The following is a 20,486-nucleotide window of genomic DNA, read 5'->3' on the forward strand; positions in this document are numbered from 1 at the left end:
CGACGCCCAGGACTCGCCCTAGTGCGTGACCTTCACCTCCGCCTTGGCGCCCTCGACCTGCTCGAGGCCCTGCTCCTCGGCGATGCGCATGGCCTCCTCGATGAGGGTCTGGACGATCTGGGACTCCGGCACGGTCTTGATGACCTCACCCTTGACGAAGATCTGGCCCTTGCCGTTGCCCGACGCGACACCCAGATCGGCGTCACGGGCCTCGCCGGGGCCGTTGACGACGCAGCCCATGACCGCGACGCGCAGCGGGAACTCCATGCCCTCGAGGCCGGCGGTGACCTCCTCGGCGAGCTTGTACACGTCGACCTGTGCGCGGCCGCAGGAGGGGCAGGAGACGATCTCGAGCTTGCGCGGGCGCAGGTTCATCGACTGGAGGATCTGGTCACCGACCTTGATCTCCTCCACCGGGTCGGCGGACAGGGAGACACGGATGGTGTCGCCGATGCCCTGGGACAGCAGCGCTCCGAAGGCCACGGAGGACTTGATGGTGCCCTGGAAGGCGGGGCCGGCCTCGGTCACGCCGAGGTGCAGCGGGTAGTCGCACTGCTCGGCGAGCTGGCGGTAGGCCTCGACCATGACGACGGGGTCGGAGTGCTTGACGGAGATCTTGATGTCGCCGAAGCCGTGCTCCTCGAAGAGGCCGGCCTCCCACAGCGCGGACTCGACGAGGGCCTCCGGGGTCGCGCGGCCGTACTTCTTCATGAGGCGGGCGTCGAGGGAGCCGCCGTTGACGCCGATGCGGATCGGGATGCCCGCGTCACCGGCCGCCTTGGCGACCTCCTTGACGCGGCCGTCGAACTCCTTGATGTTGCCGGGGTTGACGCGCACGGCGGCGCAGCCGGCGTCGATGGCGGCGAAGATGTACTTCGGCTGGAAGTGGATGTCCGCGATCACCGGGATCGGGGACTTCTTCGCGATGACCGGCAGCGCCTCCGCGTCGATCGTCTTCGGGCAGGCGACCCGCACGATGTCGCAGCCGGCGGCCGTGAGCTGGGCGATCTGCTGGAGCGTGGCGTTGATGTCGTGGGTCTTGGTGGTCGTCATCGACTGCACCGAGATCGGGTGATCAGAGCCGACTCCGACGTTGCCGACCATCAGCTGGCGGGTCTTGCGGCGGGGTGCCAGGGTGGGCGGCGGGGTGGACGGGATACCAAGTCCGATGTTCATGCGGACAACTCTAGCCGAACAGCCGGACAGGGTTGACCACGTCAGCGACGATGACGAGCATGCCCACGGTGAGCAGGAGCGCCGCCATCGCGTAGGTGATCGGCAGCAGCTTCTCGTAGTTGGCGGGACCGGCCGGGGCGAGGCCCCGCAGACGGCGGAAGAAGTCACGCACCTTCTCCCACAGCACGACGGCGATGTGCCCGCCGTCGAGCGGCGGCAGCGGCACGAGGTTGAACAGGGCCAGGAAGAAGTTCAGCGAGGCGAGCATCATCCAGAACATGTTCCACAGGGAGCGTTCCACCAGTTCACCGCCGACGCGCGAGGCGCCGACGACGCTCATGGGGCCCTCCATGTCCCGCTCGGCGCCGAAGATGGAGGCCACGACGCCGGGGATCTTGGCGGGGAAGCTGGCGAGCCCGCGCACGGTGGCCTCGAAGAGGTCGCCGGTGAAGGCGGCGGTGGCCCCGACGGCGGCGACCGGGCCGTAGGAGACCCAGAGGTTCTCCAGGGGCGCGCTGCTCAGGCCGACGGCACCGGCGGTGACCGGGTTGCCGGCGGTGTCGAGACGCGTCACGGGCGCGACGGGGACGGTGACGTCGAGGGTGCGGCCGTCGCGCTCGACGGTGAACACGACGTCCTCCCCCGGCTTCCCGAGGACAGTGTCACGCAGCTGCACGAAGCTCTCCACGGGCTCACCGTCGAGCGCCACGATGCGGTCACCGACCAGGACCCCGGCCTCCCCGGCGGGGCCGGTGCCGGTGCAGTCCGCGAGCGTCTCGGGGCCGGTCTGGTCGGAGACGCAGGAGACCTCCCCGACGGTGGGCGTGGTGTCGACGTGCGGGTTCGGGAGTCCGGAGGTGACCGCCAGGCCGTAGATGATGAGCACGCCGACGATCATGTTCATGATGACGCCGCCCGAGAGCACCGCCACCCGCTGCCACCACGGCTTGTTCACCATGGCGTGCGGGGCCTCCTCGGCCGTGACGGGGTCCTGCGCAGTCATGCCCGCGATGTCGCAGAAACCACCGAAGGGGAGGGCCGCCACGCCGTAGGTCGTGTGCCCGCGCTTCACCGACCACACCGTCGGGCCGAAACCGATGAAGTAGCGGCGCACCCGCATCCCGAACGCGCGGGCCGTGAACATGTGGCCCGCCTCGTGCAGGGCGATGGTCACCGCGATGCCGAGGGCGAACAGGACCACGCCGAGCAGGTAGGCGCCCACTGATCTCCTTAGAGCTTGTCGACGATCGCGTTGGCCCGGGCCCGGGCCTCACTCTCGACCGCCAGGATGTCGTCGACGCTAGACGGTACACCAGCGAACTGGTCGGCCCCTGCGAGCACCTCGGCCACGGTGTCGACGATCTGCGGGAACCGGATCCGGCCCGCCAGGAAGGCCGCGGCGGCCTCCTCGTTCGCCGCGTTGTACACCGCCGGGAAGGTGCCCCGCCGCGTCGCGACGTCGCGGGCGAGCTGCACCGCGGGGAAGGCGGTGTCGTCGAGCGGCTCGAAACGCCAGTCGTGGGCGCGCGTGAAGTCCAGCGCCGGCTGGGCCCCGGGGACGCGGCGCGGCCAGTCCATCGCCAGCGCGATGGGCAGCTTCATCGACGGCGGCGAGGCCTGGGCGATCGTCGCGCCGTCGGTGAAGGTGACCATGGAGTGGATGATCGACTGGGGGTGCACGGTGACGTCGATACGCTCGGCGGGGATGTCGAAGAGCAGGGTGGCCTCGATGAGCTCGAGCCCCTTGTTGATGAGCGTCGCCGAGTTCAGCGTGTTCATCTGCCCCATCGACCACGTCGGGTGCGCGGCGGCCTGCTCCGGGGTGACGTCCCACATCTCCTCCCGGGTGCGGCCGCGGAAGGGCCCCCCGGAGGCGGTGAGGACGAGGCGGTCGATCTCGCGTTCCGTGCCGGAGTGGAGGCACTGGGCCATGGCGGAGTGCTCGGAGTCGACGGGCACGATCTGGCCGGGCGCGGCCTGCGCCATGACGAGGTCACCACCGGCGACGAGCGACTCCTTGTTCGCCAGCGCCAGGACGGCACCTGACTCGATGGTCGCCAGCGTGGCCGCCAGGCCGAGGGAGCCCACCAGGGCGTTGAGCACGGTGTCCGCCTCGACGCTGCGCACGAGGCGCTCCGCGGCGTCCGCCCCGGCGATGACGGCCCCGCCGAGGGCCGCCGAGACCTGTTCCGCGGCCCGCTCCCCCGCCACGGCCACGCGCTCCGGCGCCAGATTCAGCAGCCGCGCCTGTTCCACGACGAGGCCGGGATCGGAGCCTCCCGCCGCGATGCCGACGACCTCGAAGAGGGTCGGATTGGCGACGACGACCTCGATGGCCTGCGTGCCGATCGACCCCGTCGAACCGAGAAGAAGAATGCGCCTGGGGGAAACACCGGATGTAGTCACGGCCCCTATTCTGTCACTGCGCAACTCTTGGGGGTGTTTTGTCGCACCTGGGGGAACTATGTGCAAAGATATGGGGCAAGTTAAACATGCTTCCATGACAAGGAGAACAACGTGGCTGCTTCCCACGAGATCGTGCCTGAGGTCCACAGCGGAACCTCCACCCTGGACGTGCCTTCCGCCGCCTTCGGCTGGAGCGAGCTTTCCCGCACCACCGTCCAGGTGGCAGGCTGGGTTTCGGTTCTGATCCTGCTGGGTTACAACTTCGGTAACCACGAGGGCCACGTTGAGACCATCTGGCTGCTCACCATCGCCGCTCTGATCGCGATCGGCCTGCTCATCCACCTGTTCGAGCCGAAGCTCAACCAGGTCCGCACCCTGTCCGCCCGTAACCAGCCGGTCGGCCACAAGGAGCCGGACTGGACCTACAACCAGAAGACGCTCTCCGGCACCTACGCCAAGCTCTCCGACTCCCAGCTGCGTTCGCTCAACATCGAGCCGTCCCGCGTGCAGCACCTGCGCGAGCTGGACGCCTAAGCCGCACCGAGTCAACCGCCCCTCGTGAGGGGCGGTTTTTTCGTGCCTGATCCCGGGTGTGAGCTAATTCACCCAGCGTTCGACCCTGGCGTAGATCTCCGGGAGGTGGCTCTCCACGCGTCGTGTCGCCAGCCGCAGGCTCCCCAGGTAGAACAGCGCCGGCAGCGCCAGCGCCAGGAGGACGCCCGGGACGGTCCACCCGAAGACCACGAGTGCGGCGCCGGGGGCCGCCGGGATCCAGCCGGTGAGCAGCGCGGCGAAGGCGGCGGTGAAGGCCGCCCCGGAGAAACCGGACTTGTCCGCCCACGGGCTGGTGCCGGGCCGGGCCGTCGGGAAGGGGTTGTAGGTGGTGAGCAGCAGCGCGAGCCCCGCCGCCGACATCAGCAGGCCGAGGGAGATCACGGCGACGAGCAGCGCGCGGGCCGTGTCCTCGGCGAGGATGACCGCGGCGACGTCGACGAACAGCACGAGGGCCAGCATCGGGGTGAGCTGCGCCAGGTGCCGCGCGAGGAGCAGCGTCCGCGTCGGGACCCCGGCCACGACGTGCACCCACGTGGCGGGACCGTCGTAGCCGAAGTCGTTGCTGGCCAGCGAACCGGAGATGAGGGCCAGGAAGACCATGCCCATGTAGAGCATGAACTCGTCGAAGAACACGCCCTGCCCGAGCAGCACGAGCGCGATGAGCGGGAAGGACACCACCGTGCCGACCATGCGCGGGTCACGGCGGAAGTAGCGCACGCCCCGCGAGTAGATCATCGTCCCCGGACTGTAGGGCAGCCCCGGCAGCAGGACTCCTTCGCGACGCTCCCCCACCTCCTCACGCGTCACCCCGTCCAGCGGGGCGTCGAGGCGGCGGGCGATCACCCGCCGCCACCAGAGCACGCCGAGGACGAGGGTGGCCACCACGATGGCGAGCTGGGCGGCGGCGGTGAGCCAGGCGGCGTCGAGAAGCGCGGCGACGACGCCGGCGGGCGCCCCGACCGGGGTCCAGGCGAGGATGCGGCCGATGCGGTCGAGGGGGATGTTCTCCAGGCCGAAGGACATGAGCATGTTGAAGCCGAGGATCATCGCCACGACGAGCGCGCCGCTGAGAATGTTCATCCTCTCCGAGGACACCCGGCCTGATCCGGCGCTGACCATGCGGAACACCTCGCCGAGCAGCAGCGTCACGACCAGGGCGACGGGCATGGCCAGCAGCCACAGGGGGCTGCTGAGCCACACGGCGACGACGGTGGCCAGCACGGTGGCCAGGACCGCCGTCGCGCCCCGGGTGTTGAGCAGCGTCGACCACGCCAACGCCGGGAAGAGGTCACGGTCGGTGACGGGTAGTGTCGCGAAGTCCGCGGGGCTCAGCTGCGACTCGCCGGAGGGGATGATGACGGCCACCGCGACGAAGGCCAGCGTGCCCAGCCCGATCATGCCGGCCACCGCCCAGGCACGGTCCCCGGCAGGCAGCATCCAGATGCTCACCCCCAGGCTGACCAGCCCGATGAGTGCGTACATGAGGATCAGCGCCGTCATGATCGTCGCCGCCGGGTTGTCCTTCATCGAACGGCGCCACAGGGTGCGGTGCATCCGCAGCAGAAGTCCGGTCACCGCAACCACCCCAGGGTCTCGTCGTCGAGGTCCCCGCCGCCGACGAAACCGACGAAGGTGTCCACCAGGCTGGCTCCCTGACGCACCTCGTCGACGTGCCCGGCGGTGAGCACCCGTCCCTGGTGGATGATGGCGACATGGTCGCACAGGCCCTCCACCAGCTCCATCACGTGGCTCGAGAGCACCACCGTGCCCCCGCCGGCCGCGTACCGACGCAGGATCTGCTGGATCAGCCGCCCCGACACCGGGTCGACGGCCTCCAGGGGCTCATCGAGGATGAGGATCTCCGGGCCGTGCAGCAGCGCACCGGCCAGCAGGATCTTCTTCGTCATGCCGGCGGAGTAGTCGACGATGAACTTCGGGCCGGCCTCGGTGAGGTTGAGGGCGTCGAGAAGCTCCGTGGAACGTCGCTCCACCTCCTCCTCCGGGATGCCGCGCAGTCCGCCGAGGTAGCTGAGGTACTCGCGGCCGGAGAGACGGTCGAAGACGGGGACGCCGTCGACGAGCAGGCCCATCGCCCGCTTCGCGGGGAGCGGCTCCTCCCAGACGTCATGGCCCGCCACCCACGCGCGGCCCGCGTTCGGACGGGAGAGTCCGGCGACCATGCTGATCATGGTCGTCTTGCCGGCCCCGTTCGGGCCGACGATGCCGTAGATCGATCCACGGGGGATGTCCAGGGACAGCCGGTCGACGGCCAGCTGCTGTCCGAAGGCCTTCGTCAGGTCACGGACGGCGAGGGCCTGCGTGGTGGGGTCGGGGGCGAGCGGGGGCAGGTGTGGAACACTCATGCCCCCAAGATAGCGACGCTATCTCTCCTCGGCCGCCAGCTGACCGCAGGCTGCGGCGATCTCCTGGCCACGGGTGTCGCGCACCGTGCAGGGCACGCCCTGGGCGATGACGCGATGGACGAACTCGTCCTGGCGCTCCTTCGGGGAGGCGTCCCACTTCGAGCCCGGGGTCGGGTTGAGCGGGATGAGGTTGACGTGCACCTTCGGGCCCAGCGCCTTATGGAGCTTCTTGCCGAGCATGTCGGCACGCCAGTCCTGGTCGTTGATGTCCCGGATGAGGGCGTACTCGATGGACACGCGACGACCCGACTTGTCGGCGTAGTAACGGGCCGCGTCGAGGACCTCCTGGACGGAGAAGCGGTTGTTGATGGGCACGAGGGTGTCGCGCAGCTCATCGTCCGGGGTGTGCAGGGACACGGCCAGACGCACCGACATGTCCTCGTCTGCCAGCCTGCGGATCGCCGGCGCCAGACCCACCGTGGAGACGGTGACGTTGCGCTGGGAGATGCCGAAACCCTGCGGCGACGGCTGGGTGATCTGCCGGACCGCCGAGATCACGCGCTTGTAGTTGGCCAGCGGCTCACCCATGCCCATGAACACGATGTTCGTCAGACGGGAGTCCTCGGCCTCCATCGCGGCGGCCGCGGCGCGCACCTGGTCGACGATCTCCGAGGTGGAGAGGTTACGGTCCAGGCCGCCCTGGCCGGTGGCGCAGAACGGGCAGGCCATGCCGCAGCCGGCCTGCGAGGAGATGCACAGCGTCGCCCGGTCCGGGTAACGCATGAGCACGGACTCGAGGAGGGTGCCGTCGTTGAGGCGCCACAGCGACTTGGTGGTGTCCCCGTCGTCGGTCTCGATGGAACGGACCGGGTTCAGCAGGGTCGGGAAGAGCTCCTTGGTGATGGTCTCCCGTGCCGCGGCGGGCAGGTCGGTCATCGTCGAGGGGTCGGCCTCGAAGCGGCCGTAGTAGTGGCGGGCGATCTGGTCCGCACGGAACTTGGGCAGCCCCAGGTCGGTGATGCGCTCGACGCGCTCCCCGGGGGTGAGATCGGCGAAGTGGGTCGGCGGCATGCCCCGCTTGGGCGCGGAGAACTGGAGGGTCACGGGTTCAGCCATAATGCACCCATCCTTGCACGTCGGGCCAGGTGTTATCCAGTTGTTGACTCATTTCCGTGGCGCAACTCGCATGCACAGCGTTGAATGATGGTATGACACGATCAAACGAGACCGACCCCGTCTACGACATGAGCCCCGATCAGGTCCCCGCCGTCCGCGACGAACCCATGCCCGCCCACCTCGACGAGCACCGGGACGTCTACGCGGAGGAGACCTCCCGCGGACCGGTCACCGAGACCGTCGTGGAGACCAAGGTGAAGAGCTCCCTGGCGGGCGGCACCTGGGCGGCGCTCATCATCGGCGCGCTGCTGCTCATCGCCCTGCTGGTGTTCATCCTGCAGAACCAGCAGCAGGTGGAGCTCAACGTCCTCACGTGGACCTTCGAGTTCCCCGCCGGCATCGCCTACCTCTTCGCCGCCATCACGGGCGCGCTCATCATGGCGCTCGTCGGCGGTGTGCGCATGCTGGAGCTGCGCCGCCAGGTCAAGCGGCAGCGCAAGGCACGCGGCTAGCTGCCCAGCACGCTGAGCACGAGCCACGTGACCATGGCCGAGGGCAGCATGCCGTCGAGCCGGTCCATGAGGCCACCGTGTGCGGGCAGCAGGTTCGACATGTCCTTGATGCCCAGCTCCCGCTTGAACTGGGACTCGACGAGGTCGCCCAGCGTCGCACAGATCACCAGGCCGACGCCCATGATCGCGCCGATCCACCACTCGTGTCCGAGCAGCAGGGACACCGTCAGCGCACCGGTGACGGAACCGCCGATGACGGAACCCGCGAAACCCTCCCACGACTTCTTCGGGCTGACCGCCGGGGCCATGGGGTGTGAGCCGAACATGACGCCGGCGATGAAGCCACCGGTGTCGGAGGCGACGACGCACAGCATGAACGTGATGATGTACAGGCTGCCCGACACCCCGTCGGAGGAGATGAGGGAGAGCATCGCCGCGAAGCTGGCGAACAGGGGGATCCACGTGAGCACGAAGATCGACATCGCCGTGTCGCGCAGATAGTTCTGGGGCGGTGTCGTCCGCCCGTGGTAGAACAGCCGCCCGAACATGATGGACAGCACCGCGGCGACGTACGCCGCGACCAGTCCGGTCGTGCCGAAGGGCCAGGACAGCCACACCATGAGCTGCCCGAGCAGCAGCATCGGCATCCGGGGGATGTGGTAGCTGTGCTCCCGGAGGCGGGCCACGACCTCCCACGTGGCGACGGCCACCGCCGCGGCCACCAGGGGGTACCAGCCGACGGGGCCGATCCACACCGCCAGGAGGGAGAGTCCACCGAGTACGGCGCCGACGCCGATCGCCACGGGCAGATTGCGACCGGGGTTGTTCCTCGGTTTCGGCAGGTGGCCCAACTTCGCTTCGCTCACCTGGAGCCTCCTGTGGGTGTGGATGTGAGGGGATGGAGAGGGGGAGGAGGAGAGGGAGGTCCTAGACCTCCATCAGCTCCTCCTCCTTGCGGGCGACGAGATCGTCGATCTGGGCGACGTAGCCCTGGGTGACCTTGTCGAGCTCCTTCTCCGCGGTCTGCACCTCGTCCTCGCCGAACTCGCCGTCCTTCTGCAGCTTCTTCAGCTGCTCCATGCCCTTGCGGCGGATGTTGCGGATGGCGATCTTGCCGTCCTCGCCCTTGCCCTTGGCGATCTTCACCATGTCGCGGCGACGCTCCTCGGTGAGCTGCGGGATGGTCACGCGCAGCACCTGACCGTCGTTGGTCGGGTTGACGCCCAGGTCCGAGTTACGGATGGCGTTCTCGATCTCCTGCATGACGCTCATCTCGTAGGGCTTGATGATGAGCATGCGCGGCTCCGGCACGGAGATCGTCGCCATCTGGGTGATCGGGGTCGGCACACCGTAGTACTCGGCGATGACGCCGTTGAACATGGCGGGGTTCGCACGGCCGGTACGGATCGTCGTCAGATCCTCACGGGTGTGCTCGACGGTGTGGGTCATGCGGTCCTCGGACTCGAGGAGGATCTCATCGATCATGGTGAAACGCCTTTCTACAGTGTTTTTACCTGCATCAATCTACCAGGATGCGGCTAGGAGGTGACCAGAGTGCCGATCTGCTCCCCGGCCACGGCCCGGGCGATGTTGCCGTCGGTGAGCAGGTTGAACACCAGGATCGGCATGTTGTTGTCCATGCACAGGGAGAAGGCGGTGGCGTCGGCGACCTTGAGACCCTTCTCGATGACCTCACGCGGGGTGATCTCCGTGTACAGCTCCGCGTCCGGGTTGGTGCGCGGGTCGTCGGAGTACACGCCGTCCACGCCCTTCGCCAGGAAGAGGACGTCGCAGCCGATCTCCAGGGCACGCTGTGCGGCCGTGGTGTCGGTGGAGAAGTACGGCATGCCCATGCCGGCACCGAAGATGACCACGCGGCCCTTCTCCAGGTGACGGGCGGCACGCAGCGGCAGGTAGGGCTCGGCGACCTGGGCCATGTTGATGGCGGTCTGCACACGGCAGTCCACGCCCTTCTGCTGGAGGAAGTCCTGCAGGGCCAGGCAGTTCATGACCGTGCCCAGCATGCCCATGTAGTCGGAGCGGGCGCGGTCCATGCCACGCTGCTGCAGCTCGGCGCCACGGAAGAAGTTGCCGCCGCCGATGACCACGGCGATCTCCGCGCCGGTCTTCGCCACCTCGGCGATCTGGCGGGCGACATTCTCGACGACGTCCGGATCGATGCCGACCTCACCACCGCCGAACATCTCTCCTCCGAGCTTCAACATGACGCGCTTGTAGCTGGTCCGTCCGGGGTTGGTGTCAGCGGTGGTCACCGTGCGGTCTCCTTCACAGGGGGCGGTAGAATCGGCTCCCATCCTATCCCGTGCCCGTGAGACGCGAAAACCGCCGCGCTCAGGGTGAGCACGGCGGTCGTCGGAAAGCGGGGAGGCGGCGGTTAAGCCTGGCCGACCTCGAAACGCTGGAAGCCGGTCAGGGTGACGCCGGCGTCATCCATGAGCTGCTTGACGGTCTTCTTGGAGTCGGCGACGGAGGCCTGCTCCAGGAGGACGACGTCCTTGTAGAAGCCCTGCAGACGACCCTCGACGATCTTCGGGATGGCCTGCTCCGGCTTGCCCTCCTCGCGGGTGATCTGCTCGGCGATGGAGCGCTCCTTCTCCACGACCTCAGCCGGAACGTCCTCGCGGGTCAGGTAGCCGGCCTTGAGGGCGGCAACCTGCATGGCGGCGGCCTTGGCGGCAGCCTCGGCCTCGGCACCCTCACCGGTGTAGGAGACCAGGACACCGACTGCCGGCGGCAGGTCGGAGGCACGCTGGTGCAGGTACACGGCGACGTTGTCACCCTCGAGGGTGGCGGCGCGACGCAGCTCGAGCTTCTCGCCGATCTTGGCGGACATCTCCTGCAGGACGTCGGCGGCGGGCTTGCCGTCGACGTCGGCGGCTGCGAGCTCCTCCGGGGAGTTGGCCTTGACGGCGGCAGCTGCGTCGGCGATCTTCGCGGCGAGCTCCTTGAACTCGGCGTTCTTGGCCACGAAGTCGGTCTCGGAGTTGATCTCCACCATGGTGTTGCCGGAGACGGCGACGAGGCCCTCGGAAGCGGAGCGCTCAGCGCGCTTGCCGACGTCCTTGGCGCCCTTGATGCGCAGGATCTCAACAGCCTTGTCGAAGTCGCCGTTGGACTCCTCCAGAGCCTTCTTGCAGTCGAGCATGCCGGAGCCGGTGAGCTCGCGGAGCTTCTTGACGTCTGCAGCAGTGTAGTTCGCCATAGTCGGGGCGATCCTCCTCGTATCGGAACGGTTATCGACCACAGAGCGTAGTCGATGGGAAAGGCCCCCGCCGCGTACACGACCGACGGGGGCCTAAAGATTCAGGCCTTGCGTGCCCGGATGTTACTCGGTTGCCTCGGTGGCCTCGGCAGCCGGAGCCTCGGTGGCCTCGGCGGCGGCCTGCGCGTCAGCGGCGGCCTTCTCCTCGGTGTCACCGGCGGCCTCGCGGGAAGCGGCCAGGGCGCGCTCCTCGCGTGCCTTCTTGCCCTCCTCCACGGCGGTGGAGATCACGCGGGACAGCAGGGCGGTGGAGCGGATGGCGTCATCGTTGCCCGGGACCGGCCAGTCGACGACGTCCGGGTCGCAGTTGGTGTCCAGGATCGCGACGACCGGAATGTTGAGCTTCTGGGCCTCGTTGACCGCGATGTGCTCCTTGTTGGTGTCGATCACCCAGAGAGCGGACGGGATGCGGGTCATGTCGGCGATGCCACCCAGGACGCGCTCCAGCTTGGTGCGCTCACGGGTGAGCATGAGGATCTCCTTCTTGGTGCGACCCTCGTAGCCGTCCTCGGCAGCGTCCATGGCCTGCAGCTCCTTGAGGCGGTGCAGACGCTTGGAGACGGTCTGGAAGTTGGTGAGCATGCCGCCGAGCCAACGGTGGTTGACGTAGGGCATGCCGACACGGTCGGCCTCGACCTGAACGGCCTCCTGGGCCTGCTTCTTGGTGCCGACGAACAGGATGGTGCCGCCGTGGGCGACGGTCTCCTTGACGAACTCGAACGCTGCGTCGATGTAGGTCAGGGTCTGCTGCAGGTCGATGATGTAGATGCCGTTGCGGTCGGTGAAGATGAAGCGACGCATCTTCGGGTTCCAACGACGGGTCTGGTGACCGAAGTGGACACCGGCATCGAGAAGCTCGCGCATGGTAACGACAGCCATGTCACGCTCACTTTCTGGTAGTTTTCGGTTTTCTGTCTGGTGACGTGCAGGTTTGTTCCTGCACCCTAGCGACGGACCGCGTGCCGACACCCGGATCTCCGGGACCAGGTCGACGTCGGTGTTCCCCGCCGCGCGTAGTCAGCGTGACCTTTTCGGGCACACTGCTGGCGCCTACTTTAGCCCCCTGGCCTGCGATCTCCAAACCGGACGCGGGAGTTGTCCACAGGCCCGTCACACCCGTCCCACCATCCACAGGTCCCGTGCTTTCCGACGCCCCTCCGCCCCCGTTCCCGCTACCGTCCGGGGCATGCGGTGGCTCATCCCCCTGACCGTGTTCCTGCTGTGCGTGACCCCGGCCCACGCCTACGTCTCCCCCACCGGCACCGTCCACGTCCTGCGCGCCTTCGACCGGCCCGAGCACGACTGGCTGCCCGGGCACCGCGGCGTGGACCTCTCCCTGCCCGTGGGTGGCCAGGTGGTGGCGGCCGGTCCCGGGGTGGTGGCCTTCGCCGGCGTGGTGGCGGGCACGCCGACGGTGTCCGTCGACCACGCCGACGGGGTGCGCACCACCTACCAGCCGGTGCACGCCCGGGTCTCGCGCGGCGACGAGGTCCGGGAGGGCCAGATGCTGGGCGTGCTGGGACATCCGGTGGACGGGTACCCGGGACTTCACTGGGGAGCACGCCGCGGACAGGCGGACTACCTCAACCCGCTCTCGCTTCTCGACGCCCCCGTGATCCGCCTCAAACCGAATCCCTAGGCCCGCGGGTGGGCCCGTTTGAACACGTCCTTGAGCCGCTCCGCGGAGACGTGCGTGTAGATCTGCGTGGTCTGCAGGGAGGAGTGCCCGAGCATCTCCTGCACCACGCGCAGGTCCGCCCCGCCCTCCAGCAGGTGGGTCGCCGCAGTGTGGCGCAGGCCGTGCGGGGTGATGCGCTGACCGGTGACCTGCCCCGCCCTGTCGACGATGCGCCGCACCTGCCGCGGGTCGATCCGCCCGCCCCGGACGCCGACGAACAGGGCCGGGGTGTCGCCGGCGAGCTCCGCACGTCCCTGCTCGAGCCACTGGCGGACCGCGTCGGCGGCGGCCTCCCCGAAGGGGACGACGCGCTCCTTGTCCCCCTTGCCCCGGACCCGGACGGTACGCCGGGTCAGGTCCAGATCCTTGACATTCATGCCCGTGAGCTCCGAAACGCGCACCCCCGTGGCGTAGAGGAGCTCCAGCACGGCGGAGTCGCGGAGGAACTCAACCTCGTCGGCGGAGACCGCGTTGCCGACGAACTCTCCCGCCGTCCGCACCCCCAGCACCTCCGGCAGCGGCCGGGTGACCTTCGGGCTCACCAGTCGGGCGGCGACATCGGAGGAGAGGTGGCCCTGCTGGAGGGCCCACGTCGAGAAGCTCTTGACGGCGGCCGTGCGCCGGGCGAGCGTCGCCCGCGACCGACCCTCCGACACGGCCGCACCCAGCCAGGCACGCAGGGCCGGGAGGGTGAAGTCGGCGAAGGTGGGCACCTGCGCCGCCAGGCCCAGCAGGTCCGAGCGGTAGCCGCGGACGGTGGCCTCGGAACGCCCGCGCACCAGCCGGGCGTGCTCGGCGAAGTCCTCGACGGCCTCGGCCAGCTGTGACGGGTGTTGCCTCATGTGTTCAGAGTGTATCGTCCCTCCGCCACACCGTGCCGTCGCGCGTGAGCAGACCCCGGCGCACCAGGTCCAGGAGCAGGTGGACCGTGAGGGGCAGGGGCAGTCCGGCGGCCTCCGCGACGGTCTGCGCCTCGCTGCCGGCGGGGTCGACGGCGTCGAAGACCCGCAGTTCGTTGCGGGACAGCGCCTGGACCGGGGTGGCGGCGAAGGCGAGCTCGTACTGCTCGGCGACGTCGAGGGCCCCGGCGGCGCCCAGGAGGGCGCGGATGTCGTCGGCACCCGTGACCAGCTGCGCGCGTCCCTCCTTGATGCGCTCGTGGCAGCCGAGCGACCCGGAACCCGTGACCGGTCCTGGCACCGCCATCGTCACCCGGCCGAGGCCCTCCGCCCAGGACAGGGTGTTGAGCGCGCCGGAACGCCAGGCCGCCTCGACGATGACGGTCCCGGCGGTCAGTGCCGCGACCAGCCGGTTACGGGTGAGGAAGCGGTGCCGCTGCGGCGGGGTGCCCGGCGGGTACTCACTGATCCAGGAGCCCTGCCCGGCGATCCTTTCCAGCAGGGTCGCGTTGCGGGCCGGGTAGGTGCGGTCGATGCCGCACGCGGCGACCACCACGGTGAGTCCCCCGGCGGCGAGGGCCGACTCGTGGGCGGCGGTGTCGATTCCCAGGGCCCCACCGGAGACGACCGTCCACTGGTGGGTGGCCAGTCCGGTGGCGATCTGGCGGGTGGCCTCGATGCCGTAGCGGGTCGCGGCGCGGGTGCCCACCACCCCGACCGACTGCGCCACCGTCTCCCCCAGCGGCCGCCCCCTCACCCAGAGTGCATGGGGCGGGACGGCGTCCGCCTGGTAACTGCGGAGATGGTCGCTGCGTCCGGTGGCGGCGAAGCCGAAGGCGAGGTCGAACTCTGTGTGCGGCCACTCCGGGGACTCCGGGGTGATCAGGCGCGCCCCCACCGCGGCGGCGTCGGCGAGGTCCTGCTCGGCCCGGTCGAGGGCATGGCGGGCCTCGGTCTGTCCGGCGAGTTCGCCGAGCCAGGAGGCGCGGGTACGGATGCCGCGGGCGATCTCGGAGGGGTCGCGGCCGGCGTCGAGAAGCTGCCGGAGCGGGCGGGACGGTCCCTCGACGACGCGGTTGAGGTACGCCCAGTCACGCTGGCTCATGCGTCCTCCCGCAGTTCCATCGCGCGGGCCACGTGGTCGATGTCGGGCTGCGCCGCACCCTCCAGGTCCGCCAGGGTCCACGCCACCTTGAGGGAACGGTCGACTCCCCGTTGGGTGATCTCCCCGTGGGCCAGGGAGTTCCCGAGCAGCGCCATGCCGGCGTCGTCCGCCGGGTGCTCCCGCCGCAGACGGTGCGGGTCCATCGCGGCGTTGACCGTGCCGAAACGCCGCTGCGCCCGCTCCCGGGCCGTCGCGACCCGTCCGGCGATCACCGCGGAGGTCTCCTCCTCCCCCGCCAGCAGCCCGGCGGCGGAGGTGCGGGCGGTGATGTCGAGCCGGTCCCGCAGGGGTCCGGAGAGGTTGCGCAGGTAACCCGCCCGCTCGTGGGAGCGGCAGCGGCAGCGGGCCGGGTCCTCCGCCGCACACCGGCACGGGTTGGCCGCGAGGATGAGCTGGAAACGCGCCGGGAACACGACCTCCCGGCGCGCCCGCAGCAGCCGGACGCGACCGTCCTCGAGCGGGGTCCGCAGGCCGTCGAGGATGGCGGCGGGCACCTCGGAGACCTCGTCGAGGAAGAGCACCCCGTGATGGGCGAGGCTCACCGCCCCGGGGCGGGCGTTGCCGGAACCGCCCCCGAGCAGCGCCGCGCGGGTGACGGAGTGGTGCGGGTCGATGAACGGCGCACGCAGGACCGCTCCCCCGCGCCCCGCCACCGAGTGCACCGCCGTCGCCTCTAGCGACTGCGTGGGTGTGAGCGGCGGGAGGATCCCCGGCAGGCGGGCCGCGATCATCGACTTCCCCGATCCGGGTGGCCCGATGAGCAGCATGTGGTGCCCGCCCGCCGCGGCGATCTCCGCCGCCCGGCGGGCCTCCGGCTGCCCTGCGAGGTCGGCGAAGTCCGGCACGTGCTGCTTCCCGACGCCCACCCCGCCCCGCGCCACCGGCAGGTCCCCGTGCCCGGTGGCCCACGCCCAGGCGTCGGTGAGGGAGTCGGCGGTGAGCACGGTCAGGCCCTCCACGAGGGTGGCCTCGGCGGCGTTGCCCGGCGGGATGAGGGCGTGGGTGCAGCCGTGGGCGCGGGCGGCCAGCAGGGCCGGCAGGACGCCGGGAACGGGACGGACGGTGCCGTCGAGACCCAGCTCGCCGACGACCACCGCGTCCCGTAGCCGGGGCGCCGGGGTGCCGGCCGCCAGCACCGCCAGGGCGGTCGGCAGGTCGAAGTGCGAGCCCGACTTGCGCAGCGCGGCCGGTGACATGGAGACGACGATCTTCGTCCGCGGCCACGGCAGCCCGGAGTTGGCCACGGCGGTGCGGATGCGGTCGCGGGACTCGCTCACCGCGGTGTCCCCGAGCCCGACGAGGTGGATGCCCGGCAGTCCGGGGCCGACGTTGGCCTCCACGGTGACGAGCCGGGCGGTCACGCCCTCCAGGGCGATGGTCAGTGACCTACCGAGCGCCATGTTCGACCCCCTCGTGGAGCTCCACGTCGAAGCCGTGCCGGGTGGAGGTGAGGACGAGGACGTCGAAACGCACCGGGACATGGCTCTGGCTGTGCCCCTCCAACCAGCGGGCGGCCGCGCGCCGGAGGCGGGCCAGCTTGCGGCCCGTCACCGCCTCTGCGCCCCCGAAACCCCGCCCGGAGCGGGTCTTCACCTCGACGAACACGATCGTGCCGTCCGGTTCACGGCAGATGAGGTCCAGTTCCCCGACCGGGTAGGCGACGTTGCGTGCCAGGACCTCCGCGCCCCGGCGCCGGTAGAGGTGGGCGGCCTCGGACTCGCCCAGCCGACCCAGCCGCGTGCGTCTTCTCTGCATGGTGCTCATGTGTTTCCCCCTGATGTGACGGTGTGGTCGTCCTCAGGGTGACGCGGATGAGGGGAAAAGGCGAGCGTCGGAAAGCGGAAGGCCCCGGATCTGTGGATAACAGGGGGTTATCCACAGCCGGGGCCGGGGTGCACTTGACTATTCGGGGAGAATGAGGTCCGGCTTGTCCAGCTCCTCGATGTTGACGTCCTTGTACGTGATGACGCGGACGTACCGCACGAAACGGGCGGAACGGTACATGTCCCACACCCACGCATCCGACATGCGGACCTCGTAGTAGACGTCGCGGCCGTCGGTGTGCGGGATGAGCTCCACGGCGTTGGCCAGGTAGAAGCGCCGCTCCGTCTCCACGACGTAGGAGAACTGGCTGACCACGTCCCGGTACTCGCGGTACAGGGAGAGCTCAACCTCTGCCTCGTAGTTGTCGAGTTCCTCAGCGCTCACTGTCTTCTGCCTCCTGCATGTTCAGCCACTCGTCGTGGGCCTTGACGACGTTGGCGTAAGTGTATCGGTGCTCCGGCGTCGCGCCGTGCTGGCGCACCGCAGCCATGTGCACCTTCGTGGAGTAGCCCTTGTGCGACGCGAAACCGTAGCCCGGGTAGGTCTCGTCGAGGTCCACCATGAGGCGGTCACGGGTCACCTTCGCCAGGACGCTGGCCGCGGAGATCGACCGCACCACCGCGTCCCCGCCGACGACGGGCAGGTGCGGGACATCGAGGCCGGGGATGTGCCAGGCGTCGGTGAGCACGTAGCCGGGGCGCACGTCGAGGGCCGCGACCGCGCGCCGCATGCCGGAGATGTTGGCGTGCTGGATGCCGCGGGCGTCGATGGCCGTCGCGGAGATGGTGACCACCGACCACGCCACGGCGGCCTCGATGATGAGCGGGTAGAGCTTCTCCCGCCAGGCGGGCGTCAGTTTCTTGGAGTCGGTGAGCCGCTCCAGGCCGGGGATCTCCCCCGGCGGGAGGATGCACGCGGCCACCGTCAGCGGCCCGCAGCAGGCGCCGCGTCCCGCCTCGTCGACGCCGGCGACGGGGCCGAGGCCGCGGGCGTCGAGAAGTTCCTCCACTACTGGATCGCCGGGTCGGCGACACCGCCGATGCGGTTGAACGGGAAGATGATGAACTGCACCTTGCCGCGGATGTGGTCCTCCGGGATCGTGCCCTGGAACTCGTCGCCGATGTGCGCGCGGGAGTCGGCGGAGTTGGTGCGGTTGTCGCCCATCATGAAGTAGTTGTCCTCCGGCACCGTCAGCGGACCGAAGTAGGAGCCGCCGCAGGCCTCGGAACCCGTCGCCGGGTCCACCGGGTAGGCCAGGGGCTGCAGGGTGTAGGACTGGTCGATCGGCTGGCCGTCGACCATCACCGCCGGGTCGCCCTCCTGGCAGGACACGGTCTGCCCGCCGGTGGCGATGATGCGCTTGACCAGGTCATTCTCGTCAGGGGCGACCAGGCCCACGTAGGAGCCGAAGTTCTGCAGCGCACGGACGACGTCGTTCTGGGAACGCTGGGACACGAAGCCCTGGTTCCACGAGTCGGTGCCCTTGAACACGACGACGTCACCCGGCTCCGGGTCACCGAAGCGGTACGACACCTTGTCCACGAAGATGCGGTCACCCGTGCAGCCGGCACAGCCATGCAGGGTCGGCTCCATCGACTGCGAGGGGATCATGTACACCCGACCGACGAAGGTCTGGAGCAGGAAGATCGCGAGCAGCGTCAGGGCGATGACCACCGGAATCTCGATGTACCACGGTGCGGGCTTCTTCTCAGACTCCCCGGTTTCCTTCTCCGAATCAATCACGGGGACCGAGCTTAGCAGCAGGTGACGGGCCTACACTGGTACGACATGAAGTCCTCCGCGTTCCGTGCGCTTCTCAGCATGCTCGGCCACCACAAGGGAGCCCTCACCGCCGCGGTGGTGCTCTCCCTGATCGGATCGGCCCTCGGGCTGGCGCAACCCATGGTGATCAACCGCCTCATCTCCACCGTGGGTGAGGGTCCGATCGCCCACCTCGCGTGGATCCTGGTGGTGCTGCTGGTGGTGTCCTCGGTGCTCGGCGCGCTGCAGTCCTACCTGCTCACCGTCACCGCGGAGACCGCGGTCAAGGCCACCCGCCACGACCTCATCGGCCGTCTGCTGCGCCTGCCGATCCCCGTGTACGACAGGCACCGCACCGGCGACCTGGTCACCCGCCTGGGTTCGGACACCACCATCATCCGCGCCGCATTCACCGGCGGCCTGGTCAGCGCCATCGGCGGACTGGCCACGATGATCGGTGCGATCGTCCTCATGGCGCTTGTCGACGTCTTCATGCTCGTCCTCGTCCTCGCCGTCGTCGCCGTGACGCTGCTGGCGGTCATCGGCTCCTCTACCCTCATCCAGCGCTACACCAAACGCGCCCAGAAGGCGGTCGGTGACCTCGGCGCCGGCATGGACCGCGCCCTCGTCGCCGTGCGCACCATCCGCGCGTCCGGCGCCCAGGACAAGGTGGAGGCCGACCTGCGTGCCGACGCCGACAACGCCTGGCTCCAGGGTGTCCGCATCGCGCGGGTCGCGGCGCTGATCTTCCCCGCCGCCGGACTGGCGATGCAGGGCTCCTTCCTGCTCGTCCTCGGCATCGGCGGCGCCCGCGTCGCCGCCGGCACCATCACCGTCGCCGACCTGGTCACCTTCGTGCTCTACCTGTTCATGGTGTCCATGCCGCTCGGCTCGATCTTCGGGGCGATCACCACGATCCGCCAGGCCATGGGTGCGATCGAACGCATCCAGCAGGTCATGGACGAGGCCCCCGAGTCGACCGACGGCGTCGCCGCCCGCCCGGCCCACTCCGTGCGTTTCGACGACGTCTCCTTCGCCTACGAGACCGCCGAGGACGAGGAGCCGGTGCCCGTCCTGGAGAACGTCACCGTCGACATCCCCGCCAGCCGCAAGACCGCCATCGTCGGCCCCTCCGGCTCCGGCAAGTCCACCATGCTCGCGCTCATCGAACGCTTCTACGACCCCACCTCTGGGCGGCTGTTCCTCGGGGACCAGGACATGGCCGACCTCACGCGGGCGTCGGTCCGGGAGATCGTCGGCTACGTCGAACAGGAGGCCGCCGTGCTGGCCGGCACCGTCCGCGACAACCTGCTGCTCGCCACCCCGAACGCCACCGACGAGCAGTGCTGGTGGGCCCTCGACCAGGTCAACCTGCGCGAACGTATGGAGGAGGCCGACGGCCTCGACACCGAGCTCGGCGACCGTGGCCTCACCCTCTCCGGCGGTCAGCGCCAGCGGCTGGCGCTGGCCCGCATGCTCCTCATGGACAGCCCGATCCTGCTTCTCGACGAACCCACCTCCGCCGTCGACTCCCAGAATGAGCAGCTCATCCTCGACGCCATCGACGCCTCCGCCACGGACCGCACCCTCGTGGTCGTCGCCCACCGACTGTCCACGGTCACCGACGCCGACCAGATCATCGTGCTCGACGACGGGCGCGTCGCCGGGGTGGGCACCCATGAGGAACTGATGCAGTCGAGTCCGCTCTACCGCGACCTGGCCTCCCGCCAGCTGCTGGCTTAAGCCCC

At 69.4% G+C, this 20,486-nt stretch carries 22 protein-coding genes; 4 read left to right on the forward strand and 18 right to left on the reverse strand.

Annotated features, from left to right (window positions below):
* Nucleotides 1-18 precede the first annotated feature (18 nt).
* Genes ispG through dxr form a run of 3 tightly spaced genes read right to left on the reverse strand, consistent with a single transcriptional unit; the run spans nucleotide 19 to nucleotide 3,582 of the window.
* Entirely contained in the window at nucleotides 19-1,176 is a 1,158-nt protein-coding gene (gene ispG / locus B842_RS08280; protein WP_040086092.1) for a flavodoxin-dependent (E)-4-hydroxy-3-methylbut-2-enyl-diphosphate synthase, read from the reverse strand.
* 10 nt (nucleotides 1,177-1,186) lie between these two features.
* Nucleotides 1,187-2,398 carry a M50 family metallopeptidase gene (locus B842_RS08285; protein WP_040086093.1) on the reverse strand — a complete coding sequence of 404 codons (1,212 nt, stop codon included), beginning with the start codon at nucleotides 2,396-2,398 and terminating at the stop codon, nucleotides 1,187-1,189.
* Between the two features lie 8 nt (nucleotides 2,399-2,406).
* The gene (dxr, locus tag B842_RS08290) at nucleotides 2,407-3,582 is read right to left on the reverse strand and encodes a 1-deoxy-D-xylulose-5-phosphate reductoisomerase (RefSeq protein WP_245631327.1); all 1,176 of its coding nucleotides are present in this window, start codon (nucleotides 3,580-3,582) and stop codon (nucleotides 2,407-2,409) included.
* Nucleotides 3,583-3,693: 111 nt separating this feature from the next.
* Between dxr and B842_RS08295 the strand changes: the two genes are divergently transcribed.
* Nucleotides 3,694-4,116: a DUF2631 domain-containing protein gene (locus B842_RS08295; RefSeq protein ID WP_040086094.1), complete on the forward strand. Its 423-nt coding sequence runs from the start codon at nucleotides 3,694-3,696 to the stop codon at nucleotides 4,114-4,116.
* Nucleotides 4,117-4,179: 63 nt separating this feature from the next.
* On the opposite strand, the gene B842_RS08300 is transcribed toward B842_RS08295, so the two are convergent.
* The 3 genes from B842_RS08300 to rlmN are packed head-to-tail and all read right to left on the reverse strand — an operon-like array spanning nucleotide 4,180 to nucleotide 7,616.
* Complete coding sequence (locus B842_RS08300; RefSeq protein ID WP_040086095.1) at nucleotides 4,180-5,712, reverse strand: hypothetical protein; 1,533 nt, start codon at nucleotides 5,710-5,712, stop codon at nucleotides 4,180-4,182.
* A complete protein-coding gene (locus B842_RS08305) occupies nucleotides 5,709-6,500 on the reverse strand; it encodes an ABC transporter ATP-binding protein (RefSeq protein ID WP_040086096.1) in 792 nt (263 codons plus the stop codon). Before B842_RS08305 ends, B842_RS08300 begins: the two co-directional genes overlap by 4 nt.
* 18 nt (nucleotides 6,501-6,518) lie before the next feature.
* Nucleotides 6,519-7,616: a dual-specificity RNA methyltransferase RlmN gene (gene rlmN, locus B842_RS08310; protein ID WP_040086097.1), complete on the reverse strand. Its 1,098-nt coding sequence runs from the start codon at nucleotides 7,614-7,616 to the stop codon at nucleotides 6,519-6,521.
* A gap of 92 nt (nucleotides 7,617-7,708) precedes the next feature.
* On the opposite strand from rlmN, the gene B842_RS13455 reads away from it, so the two are divergent.
* Nucleotides 7,709-8,128 carry a LapA family protein gene (locus tag B842_RS13455; RefSeq protein WP_082028414.1) on the forward strand — a complete coding sequence of 140 codons (420 nt, stop codon included), beginning with the start codon at nucleotides 7,709-7,711 and terminating at the stop codon, nucleotides 8,126-8,128.
* On the opposite strand, the gene B842_RS08320 is transcribed toward B842_RS13455, so the two are convergent.
* The 5 genes from B842_RS08320 to rpsB all read right to left on the reverse strand — a co-directional run bounded on the left by B842_RS08320 (nucleotide 8,125) and on the right by rpsB (nucleotide 12,290).
* Complete coding sequence (locus B842_RS08320; protein ID WP_082028415.1) at nucleotides 8,125-8,994, reverse strand: phosphatidate cytidylyltransferase; 870 nt, start codon at nucleotides 8,992-8,994, stop codon at nucleotides 8,125-8,127. The two genes, B842_RS13455 and B842_RS08320, sit on opposite strands and share 4 nt — an antisense overlap.
* Nucleotides 8,995-9,055: 61 nt before the next feature.
* On the reverse strand, nucleotides 9,056-9,613 hold the full coding sequence (gene frr, locus B842_RS08325; RefSeq protein WP_040086098.1) for a ribosome recycling factor: 558 nt from the start codon (nucleotides 9,611-9,613) through the stop codon (nucleotides 9,056-9,058).
* A 53-nt stretch (nucleotides 9,614-9,666) separates the two neighbouring features.
* Entirely contained in the window at nucleotides 9,667-10,353 is a 687-nt protein-coding gene (gene pyrH / locus B842_RS08330; protein ID WP_373277281.1) for a UMP kinase, read from the reverse strand.
* Nucleotides 10,354-10,523: 170 nt separating this feature from the next.
* Nucleotides 10,524-11,351: a translation elongation factor Ts gene (gene tsf / locus B842_RS08335; RefSeq protein WP_040086100.1), complete on the reverse strand. Its 828-nt coding sequence runs from the start codon at nucleotides 11,349-11,351 to the stop codon at nucleotides 10,524-10,526.
* Nucleotides 11,352-11,474: 123 nt separating this feature from the next.
* The gene (gene rpsB, locus B842_RS08340; RefSeq protein WP_040086101.1) at nucleotides 11,475-12,290 is read right to left on the reverse strand and encodes a 30S ribosomal protein S2; all 816 of its coding nucleotides are present in this window, start codon (nucleotides 12,288-12,290) and stop codon (nucleotides 11,475-11,477) included.
* Nucleotides 12,291-12,597: 307 nt separating this feature from the next.
* Between rpsB and B842_RS08345 the strand changes: the two genes are divergently transcribed.
* The gene (locus tag B842_RS08345) at nucleotides 12,598-13,050 is read left to right on the forward strand and encodes a M23 family metallopeptidase (protein ID WP_040086102.1); all 453 of its coding nucleotides are present in this window, start codon (nucleotides 12,598-12,600) and stop codon (nucleotides 13,048-13,050) included.
* On the opposite strand, the gene B842_RS08350 is transcribed toward B842_RS08345, so the two are convergent.
* From B842_RS08350 to lepB, 7 genes are all read right to left on the reverse strand, one after another.
* Nucleotides 13,047-13,931, reverse strand: a complete 885-nt coding sequence (locus B842_RS08350) for a tyrosine recombinase XerC (RefSeq protein WP_040086103.1) — start codon at nucleotides 13,929-13,931, stop codon at nucleotides 13,047-13,049. The genes B842_RS08345 and B842_RS08350 overlap by 4 nt on opposite strands.
* Before the next feature lie 4 nt (nucleotides 13,932-13,935).
* Complete coding sequence (gene dprA / locus B842_RS08355) at nucleotides 13,936-15,093, reverse strand: DNA-processing protein DprA (RefSeq protein WP_040086104.1); 1,158 nt, start codon at nucleotides 15,091-15,093, stop codon at nucleotides 13,936-13,938.
* Complete coding sequence (locus B842_RS08360; protein ID WP_040086105.1) at nucleotides 15,090-16,553, reverse strand: YifB family Mg chelatase-like AAA ATPase; 1,464 nt, start codon at nucleotides 16,551-16,553, stop codon at nucleotides 15,090-15,092. The genes dprA and B842_RS08360 overlap by 4 nt, the downstream gene beginning before the upstream one ends.
* Nucleotides 16,540-16,917: a YraN family protein gene (locus B842_RS08365; protein WP_040086106.1), complete on the reverse strand. Its 378-nt coding sequence runs from the start codon at nucleotides 16,915-16,917 to the stop codon at nucleotides 16,540-16,542. Before B842_RS08365 ends, B842_RS08360 begins: the two co-directional genes overlap by 14 nt.
* Before the next feature lie 138 nt (nucleotides 16,918-17,055).
* Nucleotides 17,056-17,361: a DUF2469 domain-containing protein gene (locus B842_RS08370; RefSeq protein WP_040086107.1), complete on the reverse strand. Its 306-nt coding sequence runs from the start codon at nucleotides 17,359-17,361 to the stop codon at nucleotides 17,056-17,058.
* Nucleotides 17,351-17,986: a ribonuclease HII gene (locus B842_RS08375; protein WP_040086108.1), complete on the reverse strand. Its 636-nt coding sequence runs from the start codon at nucleotides 17,984-17,986 to the stop codon at nucleotides 17,351-17,353. The genes B842_RS08370 and B842_RS08375 overlap by 11 nt, the downstream gene beginning before the upstream one ends.
* On the reverse strand, nucleotides 17,986-18,720 hold the full coding sequence (lepB, locus tag B842_RS08380) for a signal peptidase I (RefSeq protein WP_245631326.1): 735 nt from the start codon (nucleotides 18,718-18,720) through the stop codon (nucleotides 17,986-17,988). Before lepB ends, B842_RS08375 begins: the two co-directional genes overlap by 1 nt.
* 45 nt (nucleotides 18,721-18,765) lie before the next feature.
* Between lepB and B842_RS08385 the strand changes: the two genes are divergently transcribed.
* Nucleotides 18,766-20,481 carry an ABC transporter ATP-binding protein gene (locus tag B842_RS08385; protein ID WP_052437827.1) on the forward strand — a complete coding sequence of 572 codons (1,716 nt, stop codon included), beginning with the start codon at nucleotides 18,766-18,768 and terminating at the stop codon, nucleotides 20,479-20,481.
* Nucleotides 20,482-20,486: the final 5 nt, after the last annotated feature.

Source organism: Corynebacterium humireducens NBRC 106098 = DSM 45392, from assembly GCF_000819445.1.
GTDB lineage: Bacteria > Actinomycetota > Actinomycetes > Mycobacteriales > Mycobacteriaceae > Corynebacterium > Corynebacterium humireducens.

Bases quoted from the DNA above. Each gene is read 5' to 3' on its own strand.
- pyrH (WP_373277281.1), bottom strand. From the start codon at position 10,353: ATGTTGAAGCTCGGAGGAGAGATGTTCGGCGGTGGTGAGGTCGGCATC.
- B842_RS08360 (WP_040086105.1), bottom strand. From the start codon at position 16,553: ATGGCGCTCGGTAGGTCACTGACCATCGCCCTGGAGGGCGTGACCGCC.
- B842_RS08350 (WP_040086103.1), bottom strand. From the start codon at position 13,931: ATGAGGCAACACCCGTCACAGCTGGCCGAGGCCGTCGAGGACTTCGCC.
- B842_RS08365 (WP_040086106.1), bottom strand. From the start codon at position 16,917: ATGAGCACCATGCAGAGAAGACGCACGCGGCTGGGTCGGCTGGGCGAG.
- frr (WP_040086098.1), bottom strand. From the start codon at position 9,613: ATGATCGATGAGATCCTCCTCGAGTCCGAGGACCGCATGACCCACACC.
- rlmN (WP_040086097.1), bottom strand. From the start codon at position 7,616: ATGGCTGAACCCGTGACCCTCCAGTTCTCCGCGCCCAAGCGGGGCATG.
- ispG (WP_040086092.1), bottom strand. From the start codon at position 1,176: ATGAACATCGGACTTGGTATCCCGTCCACCCCGCCGCCCACCCTGGCA.
- B842_RS08345 (WP_040086102.1), top strand. From the start codon at position 12,598: ATGCGGTGGCTCATCCCCCTGACCGTGTTCCTGCTGTGCGTGACCCCG.
- B842_RS13455 (WP_082028414.1), top strand. From the start codon at position 7,709: ATGACACGATCAAACGAGACCGACCCCGTCTACGACATGAGCCCCGAT.
- dprA (WP_040086104.1), bottom strand. From the start codon at position 15,093: ATGAGCCAGCGTGACTGGGCGTACCTCAACCGCGTCGTCGAGGGACCG.
- B842_RS08305 (WP_040086096.1), bottom strand. From the start codon at position 6,500: ATGAGTGTTCCACACCTGCCCCCGCTCGCCCCCGACCCCACCACGCAG.
- B842_RS08385 (WP_052437827.1), top strand. From the start codon at position 18,766: ATGAAGTCCTCCGCGTTCCGTGCGCTTCTCAGCATGCTCGGCCACCAC.
- rpsB (WP_040086101.1), bottom strand. From the start codon at position 12,290: ATGGCTGTCGTTACCATGCGCGAGCTTCTCGATGCCGGTGTCCACTTC.
- tsf (WP_040086100.1), bottom strand. From the start codon at position 11,351: ATGGCGAACTACACTGCTGCAGACGTCAAGAAGCTCCGCGAGCTCACC.